General features: G+C 63.4%; 15 protein-coding genes and 1 pseudogene. 12 read left to right on the forward strand and 4 right to left on the reverse strand.

Features of this window, described 5'->3' with window-relative positions; genetic code table 11:
* The first annotated feature begins 48 nt into the window (after positions 1-48).
* The 3 genes from U8L64_RS08550 (at position 49) to U8L64_RS08560 (ending at position 2,517) form a co-directional block, all read left to right on the forward strand.
* Positions 49-741 carry a crotonase/enoyl-CoA hydratase family protein gene (locus U8L64_RS08550; protein ID WP_138300093.1) on the forward strand — a complete coding sequence of 231 codons (693 nt, stop codon included), beginning with the start codon at positions 49-51 and terminating at the stop codon, positions 739-741.
* Between the two features lie 138 nt (positions 742-879).
* Entirely contained in the window at positions 880-2,100 is a 1,221-nt protein-coding gene (locus U8L64_RS08555) for an aspartate aminotransferase family protein (RefSeq protein ID WP_043297143.1), read from the forward strand.
* A gap of 135 nt (positions 2,101-2,235) precedes the next feature.
* On the forward strand, positions 2,236-2,517 hold the full coding sequence (locus U8L64_RS08560) for a hypothetical protein (RefSeq protein WP_043297142.1): 282 nt from the start codon (positions 2,236-2,238) through the stop codon (positions 2,515-2,517).
* Positions 2,518-2,632: 115 nt separating this feature from the next.
* Here the strand turns inward: U8L64_RS08560 and U8L64_RS08565 are convergent, their stop codons facing one another.
* Positions 2,633-3,007: a YgaP-like transmembrane domain gene (locus U8L64_RS08565; protein WP_043297141.1), complete on the reverse strand. Its 375-nt coding sequence runs from the start codon at positions 3,005-3,007 to the stop codon at positions 2,633-2,635.
* Positions 3,008-3,100: 93 nt separating this feature from the next.
* On the reverse strand, positions 3,101-3,535 hold the full coding sequence (locus tag U8L64_RS08570) for an OsmC family protein (protein ID WP_043297140.1): 435 nt from the start codon (positions 3,533-3,535) through the stop codon (positions 3,101-3,103).
* 249 nt (positions 3,536-3,784) lie between these two features.
* Here U8L64_RS08570 and U8L64_RS08575 point away from each other — a divergent pair, with 249 nt between their 5' ends.
* From U8L64_RS08575 to sstT, 5 genes and pseudogenes are all read left to right on the forward strand, one after another.
* A complete protein-coding gene (locus tag U8L64_RS08575; RefSeq protein WP_231736874.1) occupies positions 3,785-4,813 on the forward strand; it encodes an amidohydrolase family protein in 1,029 nt (342 codons plus the stop codon).
* Between the two features lie 50 nt (positions 4,814-4,863).
* A complete protein-coding gene (locus tag U8L64_RS08580) occupies positions 4,864-5,328 on the forward strand; it encodes a DUF3859 domain-containing protein (RefSeq protein WP_043297138.1) in 465 nt (154 codons plus the stop codon).
* 148 nt (positions 5,329-5,476) lie between these two features.
* Positions 5,477-5,992, forward strand: a pseudogene (locus tag U8L64_RS20325) (MCP four helix bundle domain-containing protein); the annotation flags it as partial.
* Between the two features lie 36 nt (positions 5,993-6,028).
* On the forward strand, positions 6,029-7,081 hold the full coding sequence (locus U8L64_RS08585; RefSeq protein WP_442965281.1) for a methyl-accepting chemotaxis protein: 1,053 nt from the start codon (positions 6,029-6,031) through the stop codon (positions 7,079-7,081).
* Between the two features lie 237 nt (positions 7,082-7,318).
* Positions 7,319-8,563 carry a serine/threonine transporter SstT gene (gene sstT / locus U8L64_RS08590; protein WP_138300087.1) on the forward strand — a complete coding sequence of 415 codons (1,245 nt, stop codon included), beginning with the start codon at positions 7,319-7,321 and terminating at the stop codon, positions 8,561-8,563.
* Positions 8,564-8,674: 111 nt separating this feature from the next.
* On the opposite strand, the gene fabB is transcribed toward sstT, so the two are convergent.
* Together fabB and fabA are read right to left on the reverse strand one after the other, a co-directional pair.
* On the reverse strand, positions 8,675-9,892 hold the full coding sequence (gene fabB / locus U8L64_RS08595) for a beta-ketoacyl-ACP synthase I (RefSeq protein ID WP_043297136.1): 1,218 nt from the start codon (positions 9,890-9,892) through the stop codon (positions 8,675-8,677).
* Positions 9,893-9,903: 11 nt separating this feature from the next.
* Positions 9,904-10,419, reverse strand: coding sequence for a 3-hydroxyacyl-[acyl-carrier-protein] dehydratase FabA (fabA, locus tag U8L64_RS08600; RefSeq protein WP_003285418.1), 516 nt, complete (start codon positions 10,417-10,419; stop codon positions 9,904-9,906).
* A 386-nt stretch (positions 10,420-10,805) separates the two neighbouring features.
* Between fabA and U8L64_RS08605 the strand changes: the two genes are divergently transcribed.
* The 4 genes from U8L64_RS08605 to U8L64_RS08620 all read left to right on the forward strand — a co-directional run bounded on the left by U8L64_RS08605 (position 10,806) and on the right by U8L64_RS08620 (position 13,147).
* Positions 10,806-11,828, forward strand: coding sequence for an NAD(P)H-dependent glycerol-3-phosphate dehydrogenase (locus U8L64_RS08605; protein ID WP_077683022.1), 1,023 nt, complete (start codon positions 10,806-10,808; stop codon positions 11,826-11,828).
* Positions 11,829-11,846: 18 nt separating this feature from the next.
* Positions 11,847-12,188, forward strand: coding sequence for a DUF4389 domain-containing protein (locus U8L64_RS08610; protein ID WP_043297134.1), 342 nt, complete (start codon positions 11,847-11,849; stop codon positions 12,186-12,188).
* On the forward strand, positions 12,185-12,643 hold the full coding sequence (sixA, locus tag U8L64_RS08615; protein ID WP_043297133.1) for a phosphohistidine phosphatase SixA: 459 nt from the start codon (positions 12,185-12,187) through the stop codon (positions 12,641-12,643). The genes U8L64_RS08610 and sixA overlap by 4 nt, the downstream gene beginning before the upstream one ends.
* Positions 12,644-12,718: 75 nt before the next feature.
* Entirely contained in the window at positions 12,719-13,147 is a 429-nt protein-coding gene (locus U8L64_RS08620; protein WP_234302492.1) for a hotdog fold thioesterase, read from the forward strand.
* Positions 13,148-13,219: the final 72 nt, after the last annotated feature.

Consider the following 13,219-nt stretch of genomic DNA (forward strand, 5'->3'; position numbering starts at 1 on the left):
CGGTGGCGGTGGGTAACGTCTGCGCACTTCAAGAACAAGGAATTCGCCATGAGTGAGCTGATTTCGTACCAGATCGAAGACGGCATCGCGACGCTGACCCTCGCTAACGGCAAGGTCAACGCGCTGTCGCCCGCCATGTTCGATGAGCTGAATGCTGCACTGGACCGCGCCGAGCAGGATCGCGCCGTGGTGATTCTGACCGGGCAGCCGGGCATCCTGTCCGGCGGCTACGACCTCAAGGTGATGACTTCCGGGCCGCAGAACGCGATGGCCCTGGTCGCGACCGGATCGCGCTTCACCCGCCGGATGTTGGCTCACCCGTTCCCGATCATCGTTGCCTGTCCGGGGCACGCCATCGCCAAAGGGGCGTTTCTGCTGCTGGCGGCCGATTACCGTATCGGCGCCGAGGGGGCCTTCAATATCGGGCTCAACGAAGTGCAGATCGGTATGACGATGCACCATGCCGGTATCGAACTGGCGCGCGACCGGCTGGACAAGGCGGCATTCCAGCGCTCGGTGATCAACGGTGAGCTGTTCGACCCGCTGGGCGCCTTGCAGGCCGGCTTCCTCGACCGTGTGGTGCCGGTGGGCGAAGTCATGGCGGTGGCCAAGGCGGCAGCGTTGCAACTGAAGAAGATCAACATGGTTGCGCACCGCAATACCAAGCTGAAGGTCCGCAAGGCACTGCTCGAAACGCTCGATCAGGCAATCGAGTTGGATCAGCAGCATTTCGCCTTGTAAGCGACTGCGTTGCGGCGCGAGAAATTTTCTCGCGACCGCGCAATCACGGTGATCCTGCGTTTACACTGCGCCTGTAACGCCCCGCCGCTGGCGGGGCGTTTTCATTTCCTATCCGTGTCGCCTCGCAGGAGAGCCCCGATGTCCGCCCCGCATACCCCGGTAGAACGCGCCGATTTCGACCAGGTCATTGTTCCCACCTTCGCCCCCGCGGCCTTCGTGCCGGTCCGCGGTCTGGGTTCGCGAGTGTGGGATCAGAACGGTCGAGAACTGGTGGACTTCGCCGGCGGCATCGCGGTCAACGCGCTGGGCCATGCGCATCCGGCCCTGGTGGCGGCGCTGACCGAGCAAGCCGGCAAGCTCTGGCATGTCTCTAACATCTATACCAACGAACCGGCGCTGCGCCTGGCGAAGAAGCTGGTTGCCGCGACCTTCGCCGACCGCGCGTTTTTCTGCAATTCCGGCGCCGAGGCCAACGAGGCCGCGTTCAAGCTGGCACGCCGCTACGCTCATGATGTTTACGGTCCGCAGAAGTTCGAGATCATCTCGGCAGTCAACAGTTTCCACGGGCGTACGCTGTTCACCGTCACCGTGGGCGGCCAGGCGAAATACTCCGATGGCTTCGGACCGAAGATCGAGGGCATCACCCACGTGCCCTACAACGATCTCGCCGCGCTGAAGGCAGCGATTTCCGACAAGACCTGCGCCGTGGTGCTGGAGCCGATTCAGGGCGAGAGCGGCATTCTGCCGGCCGAGCAGGCCTATCTGGAGGGTGCGCGCCAGCTGTGCGACCAGCACAACGCGCTGCTGATCTTCGACGAAGTGCAGACCGGCATGGGCCGCACCGGCAAACTGTTCGACTACATGCACTACGGCGTCACGCCGGACGTGCTGACCAATGCCAAGAGCCTGGGCGGCGGCTTCCCGATCGGCGTCATGCTGACCACCAACGAGGCGGCGGCGCACTTGAGCGTCGGCACCCACGGCACCACCTACGGCGGCAATCCGCTGGCCTGCGCGGTGGCGGAGACGGTGGTGGACATCGTCAACACGCCGGAAGTGCTCGACGGGGTCAAGGCGCGGCACGAGCGCTTCAAGGCCCGGCTGCTGCAGCTCGGCGAGCGCTACGGTGTGTTCAGCCAGGTGCGCGGCCGCGGTCTGCTGATCGGCTGCGTATTGAGCGAGGCGTGGAAGGGCAAGGCGGGAGCCTTCTGTGCGGCGGCGGAAAAGCAGGCCCTGATGGTGCTGCAGGCCGGCCCGGACGTGGTGCGCCTGGCGCCTAGCCTGGTGATCGAGGATGCCGACATCGACGAAGGGCTGGAGCGGTTCGAGCGGGCGATCGCCGCGCTGGTCCAGGCCTGAACGATTTCTGGATGCAGGCAGAGTGAAAGGGACTGGCGCTTTTCATGGCCGGTCCGCTGGATCGGGGCCTGCCGTCATCAGCTGAACGCCGGCAGCGATGCCGGCGATTTTTTTAACGAACGAGAGTATTTGCAAATGAGCGATAGCCTGCGACTGGTTCTGGAAGATGTCGACGGAACCCAGCTGGAAACATCCTGCACCCGCTTTGCGGTGATCTGGCAAGGCCGTGAGGTGTGGATTCAACAGGTCGGCAACAACCAGCTGATGATCGGGGTGGACGTGGAGGAGGGCGATACCGAGTACGCCAACCTGCTGCTGCGTCCGCTAGCGACCAATCTGGTCAGTCTGGAGCTGGAGATGGAGCCGATCGAGGAGGGTGACGAAGGCCACGTCCACGGTCCCGACTGCAATCACTGAGCTGCATGCCTGCGTGCGCCGCGCAAGAACAGCCGCCTCGCGAGGAAGTAGCTGACGCGGCAGCACACCCGGTGCGTCGACAGCGCCGGGCGGTGCGCGTGCGTCGTCCTGCTGTCTAGCCGAGGCCCGTCGAACCGCCTGCCGGCGTTTCCAGTCCCGTATTGCCAGTTACCGTCGCGGTCGCAGTCGCCGCTCGGGCATTGCTGCGCAGGCGCTGGCGATCGGATTCGCTCGGCTCCAGCGGCAGGTGGCGGGATGTTCCTTCGGCCATACCGGCCTGTTCATCGATCTCGTTGAAGATGCGCTTGGCTTCGCAGTGCCCCGTTATGCCGCGTGTCAGCGCCATGCCGCCCATGGCCAGCTGCAACAGGCCACCCAGCCCGCCGCGGCGCAGGCCCTTGCCGACTAGGTAAAGGCCGCCGGCGAGTGAGGCGGCGCGCTCCCAGCCATGCACGTTGTGGCTGGATCGGTTCGAGGAGGTTGAGTTCATGGTGAGAAGCTCCGAAGACGTTCCCAATGACTGACTCGTACCGATGCACTCCGTTCGCGGCACTGGACCGACGGACTCACAAATGATGTTCGCCTAGAGCAACTGGCTGACCAGTCGGGTACCGTGCGCCAGGTTGTCGGCCACTGGGCAGCGTCGTTCGATCAGCTCGAGCAGCGCCTGCTTTTCTGCACGACTCAGGTCGGCGTCGATGTCGACCTTCACGCGTAGCTCCTGGAAGCCTGGGCGCACATCGGGGTCACGGCCGAGCAGCCCGGCCGGATCGTAATCGGCCTCGAGTTCGAAACGCATGCCGCGCAGGTCGATCTTCTGCTGATGGGCGACGAAGCGGCCGATGGTGCCGAAGCAACCGGCAACGGCAGCGAGGATGGCTTCCAACGGCGTCGGCCCGAGGTCTTGTCCGGCGGCATGCTTGGGTTGGTCCATCACCAGACGATGATGTCCGCATTCCACTTCGATGCTCATGCCAGCCTGCATCTGTCCGCGTGCACTGATGGTTTTCATGGCCATGCTTGGATTCCTTTGGAGCGAGGTTGCGAATGCTGACGGCGCCATTGCCGCGCAGCGATTCGCTGATCCTAGCGGGCGTCAACGGGGGTTCGTTTGATGCTGATCAAATACCCATGGGGGTATCTGGCCAAGCTGCAATCTTGCACACGATCGCCTTCATGGTGCCGTGCGAACCATGCGCCAAGCCGAACGGTCGGCAGGCGTCATGGTCTACCAGGCTGCTGGTTGCCTGGAGGACCTGAGTTGTCGATCGTACGTTTCTGCTTCATCACCTGCTGCCTGTTCGGCCTGGCCTGTACCGCCCAGGCGCGTGACTATCGCTACAGCGATGCCCACTTGCACTACGTCGACTTTTTCCAGGAGAGCGATGGCATGCCCAAGCTGCTCGCGGCGATGGACGCGGGAGGCATCGATCACGTGATGATCAGCGGCATTCCAGTGGCGAAGAAGTGGCACGAGAACGAACCGAAGCGTCCGCGCTATTACGCCGGTGACGACGCGCCGGTGTACTGGTACAGCGCGACCGACGTGCTGGTCGCTGCGGCGCTGGAGGAGCTGGACGCCGAGCAGCGCAAGCGTTTTCATCCATTCCTCTCGGGGTTCAACCCCAACGACAAGAATGCCGATGCGCATATCCGCCGCATGCTCGAGCTGCATCCGGGGGTCTGGCAGGGCATCGGCGAAATATTCACCCGTCACGATGACGTCACCGCGCTGACCGAGGGCGACACGCCGCGCGCCAACAACGAGGCGCTCGCGCGGGTCTATCACCTGGCCGCCGAGTTCGATCTGCCGGTGCTGCTGCATTCCAACATCACCTCCAAGCGCGAGCGCAATCCGCTCTATTTGCAGGAGCTGGAAGAGCCGCTGCGCAACCATCCGCATACGCGCTTCATCTGGGCACATGCCGGTACCAGCATGGAGCTGCATCGGCATCAGGAGAAACTGGAGTTCCTCTTGCCGACGGTGAAGCGGCTGCTCGACGACTACCCCAATCTCTACATCGATCTGTCCTGGACGATGCTCGAACCCTATCTGCTCGATGGCGACGGCAAGCCTGACGCAGAATGGGTGGCGCTGGTCGAACGGCATCCGACGCGCTTCGTACTGGGCTCGGATGTGGTCGGACACTTCGACAACCTGGGTACGGGGATGGCGGCGTTCGCGCCGTTTCTCGATGCGTTGAAGGAGAAGACCGCGCGCCGGGTGGCGCGGGACAATTTCCTCGCGCTGCTGCCCCCCACCGGCGCGGGCGACGAGGGCGTGTCACGTCGCTGAAATGATCGCGTCATATTCTCCAGCCTCTCCATACGAATCAGAGGCTGGCTATGCGACTGAAATCTGTGATCTGCCTGAGTGCCGCTTTGCTGTTTGGCGGTAGTGCCATAGCTGAGGTGCGCCTGAACGGCGATGTCGAATACGGTGTGTTCGAAAGCCCGCAGAGCGAACTGGAGGCAGGGCAGCGCATCCTGCGCACCGGCAAGCAGCCGATCGAGCGCACCACCGTTGTGCCGGCAAAGCTGGGCACCAAGTTCGGCTTGCGCTACAGCCTGGCCGGCAAACGCGAAGGCGATACGCCGCTGACGCTGCTCTATTTCACGCCGGGCCTGGTTACCCCGGACGGCGAACGCCACGACAAGCTGGAAGTGGTGCAGGCGCTGGTTCCGGGGGCGGCAGATGACGTGATGGCGTTCGAATTCACCGAACACCACGAGCTGGTGCGCGGCGAATGGCATTTCATGGTGTTCCAGGGTGATCGCAAGCTCGTGGAGCAGCGTTTCGACGTGCGTTGACCACTCGACCTTTGGTCGCAAAATGTTGGTTTCTTGACGTCAATTATTCAAGGTTCGTAACAGTCGCTCCGATAATGTGACCGAGTTGGCAGTCTGCCTGCCAGAAACATTCGTCATGGAGCGAGGACGTCCCATGTTTATCCGCAATATGAATATCTCCAGGCGCTCGGCCCTGGGGTTCGGCCTGATCGGGCTTATCGTGCTGCTGCTGGGCGTCTTCGCCCTGCGGCAGATGACCATGATTCGCGATGAGGCGGCGAAGGTCAGCAATCAGTGGCTGCCGAGCATCACCGCACTGGGTGAGCTCAATCAGCATACGCTGCGCCTCCGCATCCACACGCTGCGTCTGTTGATCGACCGCTCGCGCCTCGAGGCGAACCGGGCGGTCGTCAGCAAATTCCGCAGCGAGCTGCAGTCGCTGGAAGATGCCTATGCGAAAACCATTTTCATGTCTGAGGAAAAGACGCTCTTCGACGGCTACGTGAAAGCGCGCCAGCGTTTCGATGGCGTACTCGATGAGGTGCAGCGGCTGGAGAGCAGCGGGCAGCTGGATGCTGCGGTAGAGGTGGTCGGCTCCCGGCTCAACGAGACGGCTTCGGCGATGAGTGAGGCGGTGCGCGAGTTGGTGAGGTTCAATGACACCCAGGCCCAGCTTTCCGCCAGAAGTGCGCAAGACTATTTCACCCAGGCGCGTGCCTGGATGGTCGCGATGCTGGTGGTTGCGGGGCTGCTGACCTGGTTGCTGGCCTGGCTCTTCACCCGCAGCATCGTGCAACCGCTCGGGGAGGCGGTGAAGGTTGCGGAAGTCGTTGCCGGTGGCGATCTGTCCCAGCCAATCGAGATCGCCGGCAGCGACGAGCCGGCGCGGCTGCTGATATCGCTGAAGGCGATGCAGGGCAGCCTGCGCGAGACGATCCAGCGGATTTCCGATTCGTCCAATCAGCTTGCCTCGGCGGCTGAGGAGCTGAATGTGGTGACCGAGGACTCCACTCGTGGCCTGCACCAGCAGAACACCGAGATCGAGCAGGCTGCCACCGCTGTCAACGAGATGACCACCGCGGTCGACGAGGTGGCGCGCAATGCCGTGGCTACGTCCGAAGCCTCGCGCGAATCCGACGAGACGGCGCAGCAGGGGCGCCAGCAGGTAATCCGAACCGTCGACTCCATCGGCCTGCTGGCGAACGACGTCACCCATACCGCCACGGTGGTCGAGCAACTGGCCGGGCGTGTGCGCGAGATCAGCAAGGTATTGGATGTGATCCGTGCGATTGCCGAGCAGACCAATCTGCTGGCGCTCAACGCCGCCATCGAGGCGGCGCGGGCAGGTGATGCAGGACGCGGATTCGCCGTGGTTGCCGACGAGGTGCGCGCGCTAGCGCATCGCACGCAGCAGTCGACCCAGGAAATCGAGCAGATGATCGGCGATGTTTCCCAGGGTACAGACCAGGCCGTACAGGCGATGCAGGCGAGCAATCAGCGCGCCCGCACTACGCTGGAAGTGGCACAGGCCGCCGGCGCCGCGCTGGACGCCATCGCCCAGGCGATCGGTCAGATCAGCGAGCGCAACCTGGTGATCGCCAGCGCCTCGGAAGAGCAGGCGCAGGTGGCACGCGAGGTGGATCGCAATCTGGTCAATATTCGAGACCTGTCCCTGCAGACGTCCGCGGGCGCCAATCAGACCAGTGCCGCCAGTCAGGAACTGGCACGCCTGGCGGTCGATCTGAATGGGCTGGTGACGCGCTTCCGTGTCTGAAGATACCGTGTTGTGAGCGGCGTTCGTGCCGTGCCGGCCGGGTGTTCCCACGAACACCCGGCCGGAGACTGCTACGCTTCACCGGGTCGGTACGCGAGGGCAAGGCTGGGCTTGCACGCGCGAGCGGCGTAGTATCCGGCGCTTTCCGGGCGGCAAACGGCTCTCGGCCCGCAAGTCGCAGCGAGCGGGGTGGGCCGGTGCAGGCTGTCCGGCCCCGTCAATTTCGAGAGCAGTATCATGTCTGACCTGCCAACCCGTTTCTTCCGATTCATCAACCGTACCAGTCTGGTCGCTCAGATCGTCGTCGGTCTCGTGCTGGGCTGCCTGCTGGCCGTATTGTGGCCATCGGCGGCGCAGTCGGTGGGGCTGCTGGGCGACCTGTTCGTGGCCGCGCTGAAGGCGGTCGCGCCGGTGCTGGTGTTTGTCCTGGTCACCGCGTCGCTTGCGAGTCACCAGCATGGCCAGCCGACGCATATTCGTCCGATCATCATGCTCTACGCGATCGGTACGCTGGCGGCGGCCTTGGTCGGAGTGACCGCGAGCTTCCTGTTTCCCACCGAGCTGGTGCTGGTGCGCCAGGCCGCCGACGTGGTGCCGCCAGCCGGAGTGAGCGCCGTGCTGCGCACGCTGCTGTTCAATGTCGTGGACAATCCGGTGAATGCGCTGATCGAAGGCAACTACATCGGCATCCTGGCTTGGGCTATCGGTCTTGGCTTCGCCTTTCGCCATGCGGGTGAGAGTACCCGCCAACTGGTCAACGATCTGTCGAGTGCGGTCTCGCTGATCGTCAAGGTGGTGATCCGGACGGCTCCGCTGGGGGTGTTCGGGTTGGTTGCCAACACGCTGGCTGCTTCCGGTTTCGAGACGCTGCTGAGTTATATGCAGCTGTTGCTGGTGTTGGTTGGTGGCATGCTGTTCACCGCGCTGGTGGTCAATCCGCTGATCGTGTTCTGGCAGATTCGCCGCAACCCGTATCCGCTGGTGCTCACCTGCCTGCGCGAGAGTGGTATCACGGCCTTCTTCACGCGCAGCTCGGCGGCGAACATCCCGGTGAACCTGCAGCTCTGCCAGCGCCTTGGCCTGCACAAGGACACCTACTCGGTTTCGATTCCGCTGGGCGCGACGATCAACATGGGCGGCGCGGCGATCACCATCAGCGTGCTGACACTGGCTGCGGTGCATACGCTAGGTATCCCGGTCGACCTGCCAACGGCGGTGCTGCTGAGTCTGCTAGCCGCGGTCTGTGCCTGCGGTGCGTCGGGTGTGGCAGGAGGGTCGCTGCTGCTGATTCCGCTGGCGTGCGGTCTGTTCGGCATTTCCAACGACCTGGCGATGCAGGTAGTTGCAGTCGGATTCATCATCGGCGTGGTGCAGGATTCCGCCGAGACCGCGTTGAATTCCTCAACCGATGTGCTGTTCACCGCGGCCTCCTGCATCGCCCATGGCGACAGCATCGAAGTGGATGAGCAGCCGCTGAGCTGATCGGCCGGCGCGGCGTCGGTGGAGCGTTCCGTCGACGCAAGGCGTATAGCCGTGCAAACGAAAACGCCCCGAAGATCGGGGCGTTTTCATGTGTTGCAGACGTTGGTCGAATCAGCCTTTCCAGCGCTTGAGCACCAGCGTGGCGTTGGTACCGCCGAAGCCGAAGCTGTTGCTCATCACGGTGTCGATCTGTGCGTTCTCGCGCGTTTCACGCAGGATCGGCATGTCGGCGACTTCCGGGTCCAGCTCGTCGATGTTGGCCGAGCCGGCGATGAAGTTGCCTTCCATCATCAGCATCGAGTAGATCGCTTCGTGAACGCCGGCGGCGCCCAGCGAGTGGCCGGACAGGCTCTTGGTCGAGCTGATGACGGGGACCTTGTCACCGAACATGTTGCGTACGGCGCGGATCTCGGCCACATCGCCCACCGGGGTGGAGGTGCCGTGGGTGTTGAGATAGTCGATCGGGCCGTCGACGGTGGACATCGCCTGCTGCATGCAGCGCAGGGCGCCTTCGCCGCTCGGAGCCACCATGTCGTAACCGTCGGAGGTCGCGCCGTAGCCGACGATCTCGGCATAGATGCGCGCGCCGCGCTTGAGCGCGTGCTCCAGCTCCTCGACCACCACCATGCCGCCGCCGCCGGCGATAACGAAGCCGTCACGCTTGGCGTCGTAGGCGCGGGAAGCCTTTTCCGGGGTCTCGTTGTACTGGCTGGACAGCGCACCCATGGCGTCGAACAGGCAGCTCTGACTCCAATGCTCTTCTTCACCGCCGCCGGCGAAAACCACATCCTGCTTGCCCATCTGGATCTGCTCCATCGCGTGGCCGATGCAGTGCGCGCTGGTGGCGCAGGCCGAAGCGATGGAGTAGTTGATGCCCTTGATGCGGAACGGCGTGGCCAGGCAGGCCGACACGGTGCTGCTCATCGTGCGCGGCACGCGGTATGGGCCGATGCGCTTCACACCCTTGTCGCGCAGGATATCGATGGCTTCCATCTGGTTGATGGTCGAAGCACCACCCGAACCGGCGACCAAGCCGATGCGCGGGTTGGAAATGTCATCGAGGCTGAAGCCGGCGTCCTTCACCGCCTGCTCCATGGCCAGGTAGGCATAGGCGGCAGCGTCGCCCATGAAGCGCAGGACCTTGCGGTCGATCAGCTCTTCGAGGTTCAGATTGACGGAGCCGGAAACTTGGCTGCGCAGCCCCATATCTGCATAGGACTGATTGAAGCGGATGCCGGGGCGACCGGCGCGCAGGTTGCCGGAGACGGTCTCTTTGTCATTGCCCAGGCAGGAAACGATACCCAGGCCAGTGATCACGACGCGACGCATGCGGATGTCCTTCAGAAGCTGTCTGTAGAAGTGAACAGGCCGACGCGCAAACCTTCGGCACTGTAGATCTCGCGGCCATCGACGCTGACAGTGCCGTCGGCGATGCCGAGGATCAGCGAGCGGTTGATGGTGCGCTTGATATGGATGTTATAGGTGACCTTCTTGGCGGTCGGCAGGACCTGGCCGAAGAATTTCACTTCGCCCGAGCCGAGGGCGCGGCCGCGGCCGGGGTTGCCCTGCCAGCCGAGGTAGAAGCCAACCAGCTGCCACATGGCATCCAGGCCCAGGCAACCGGGCATGACCGGATCACCTTCGAAATGGCAGGCAAAGAACCAGAGATCAGGGTTGATATCCAGTTCGGCGACCAGCTCGCCCTTGCCATACTTGCCGCCGACTTCGCTGATGTGAACGATACGGTCGACCATCAGCATGTTCGGTGCGGGCAGTTGCGCATTACCGGGACCGAAGAGCTCGCCGCGGCTGCAACGAAGCAGGTCTTCCCGAGTAAAGGCGTGTTGTTTGGTCATGCGTATTCCTCAATGGTCCCTTCTATGCAGGGCTTTGTGCTGCTTACCGACCGGCTCCGTGCGCACGGGGCCTGGCTATAAAGACTAGTCATAGACTGTCGCGTTGTGGCTAAAGTCACAGCGTGGACAGTCGGTCATCGCTTCTCCAGCCCGCCGCTGCAGCAAAGTGAGGACGGAGATGGCGGGCTACTTTAACACTCCTTGCCGCATCACGAAGATTTTGCAGCGGCTCCGTGTCATAGACCAATGTTCAACGCAGGAATGCCGTGGCTTCGCCAACGCGCCGCGAAGTGCGCTGCTTGGCCCGGTTGGGCGGTGGCTGCGTGCGATGTGCAACGTATAATGTCCAGCTATTGCCATCGCGAATGGCTCATTACGGTAACCACATGACAGCTAAGCAACCCATCGCCGTGCTCGGCGGCGGCAGTTTCGGTACGGCGATCGCCAATCTGCTGGCGGAGAACGGGCACGACGTCCGACTCTGGATGCGTGACGCCGAGCAGGCTGAAAGCATTCGCAGTCAGCGCCAGAACCCGCGCTATCTCAAGGGCGTGACCATCCTGCCGCAGGTGCAGCCGACCACCGATCTGGCGCAGACCCTGGATGCGTGCGAATTGATCTTCGTCGCGCTGCCGTCCAGCGCGTTGCGCCAGGCGCTGCAGCCGTTTTCCGCGCAGCTGGCGGGAAAACAGCTGGTCAGCACCACCAAAGGTATCGAGGCGCACGGCTTCAAGCTGATGAGTCAGATCCTCGAAGAAATCGCACCCCAGGCACGCATCGGGGTGCTGTCCGGGCCGAATCTCGCGCGCGAGGTCGCCGAACATGCGCTCACCGCCACCGTGGTGGCCAGCGACGATGAGGCACTATGTCGCAACGTGCAGGCAGTCCTGCATGGCCGGACCTTTCGCGTCTATGCCAGCGCCGACCGCTTCGGCGTCGAGCTGGGTGGTGCGCTGAAGAATGTCTACGCGATCATGGCGGGCATGGCGGCGGCGCTGGGCATGGGCGAGAACACCCGCAGCATGCTGATCACCCGCGCTCTCGCCGAGATGACGCGCTTCGCGGTCAAGCTCGGGGCTAATCCGATGACTTTCCTCGGCCTGGCCGGGGTCGGCGACCTGATCGTGACCTGTACCTCGCCCAAGAGCCGCAACTTCCAGGTCGGCCATGCGCTGGGAGAAGGTCTGAGTCTCGAGGAAGCGGTGTCGCGCCTGGGCGAAGTCGCCGAGGGCGTTAACACCATCAAGGTGCTCAAGACCAAGGCCGAGGAGATGCAGGTCTACATGCCGCTGGTCGCGGGGCTGCATGCGGTGCTTTTCGAGGGGCGTACGCTCGATCAGGTGATCGGCGCGCTGATGCGTGGCGAGCCGAAGACCGATATCGACTTCATTTCCACCGACGGCTTCTGAACAGGACAAGAGAAAACCATGAACCAATCCAATCACGGCGCCGAGCGTGAGTCGCTGATTCTGCGGATCGTCTGGATGCTGCTGTTCTTTCTGGTCTGGCAGCTGGCCGAGCTGGTGCTGCTGGTTGTCGTGTTGCTGCAGCTGTTCCTGCGTGTACTCAAAGGCCAGCCGGACCCGAGCCTGCAGGGATTTGGCGACAGCCTGAGCCAGTACATCGCGCAGATCGGCCGTTTCGGCACCTTCAACACCGAACACAAGCCCTGGCCGCTATCGGACTGGCCGGCACCGCGTGCCGCCGACTTGCCGAGTGCGCCGACGGCACCGCCGACCCCCTCCTCGCCACAAGAGCCAACGCCATGAAACTCTGGCTATTACGTCACGGCGAGGCCGAGCCGCGGGCGCGCACGGACGCCGAACGCAATCTGACCGAACAGGGGCGGCTCGACGTGCGTGCGATTGCCGCGCATCTGCGCAACCGGCCGCTGCAGACGATTCTGGTAAGCCCTTATCAGCGCGCCCAGCAGACGGCGGAGATCGTTCGTCAGGAGCTGGGCTTCAGCGGTTCGTTCGAGACCGTGCCCTGGGCGACGCCCGATTCCGATCTGCGCGAAGCCATGCTGTATCTGGACCGGCGCCCTGAACAGCATTTGCTGCTGGTGACGCACCAGCCATTCGTCGGTACGCTCGGTGGCTGGCTGGTGCATGGCCAGCGCGACGAGTCGTTGCCGATGGCGACCTCCAGCCTCGCCGAACTGGAAGGCGAAGCGCTGGCTGCCGGGCTGATGCGCCTGGTCTCGCTGCGCCACGCTCGCTGAGCGCCAGCCAAAGTCGGCCCGCTGCCGGCAAACGTGCCGTTCGATAACAACAATATGGAAATGGAGTGCGTGACTTTGAGTATCTGGAAACGTCAGCCCGATCTGGACAGCCTGCACAGCAACCGCAAGAACACCATCAGCGAACTGCTGGATATTCGCTTCGAGTCCTTCGACGACCAGTCCATCACCGCGAGCATGCCGGTCGATGCGCGTACCCATCAGCCGTACGGCCTGCTGCACGGCGGGGCGTCGGTGGTGTTGGCCGAGACCCTCGGGTCGATGGCCAGCTATCACTGCATCGACACCAGCCGTTTCTACTGCGTCGGGCTCGAAGTCAACGCCAACCACCTGCGCGCGCTGCGCAGCGGGCGCGTGACCGGAGTGTGCCGCCCGGTGCATCTGGGGCGCTCGACGCATGTCTGGGACATTCGTCTGCATGGCGAAGATGGCAAGCCCAGCTGCATCTCGCGGCTGACGGTGGCGATAGTGCCGCTGTCCGAATAACACCGGCGACCCGCCACGGTCCGTTGTTTGGCATGAATGCCGCTCACGCTGGCGCGTCGGGGCGATTGTCCG

This window comes from Pseudomonas sp. FIP_A4 (genome assembly GCF_036701605.1).
Lineage (GTDB): Bacteria > Pseudomonadota > Gammaproteobacteria > Pseudomonadales > Pseudomonadaceae > Stutzerimonas > Stutzerimonas phenolilytica.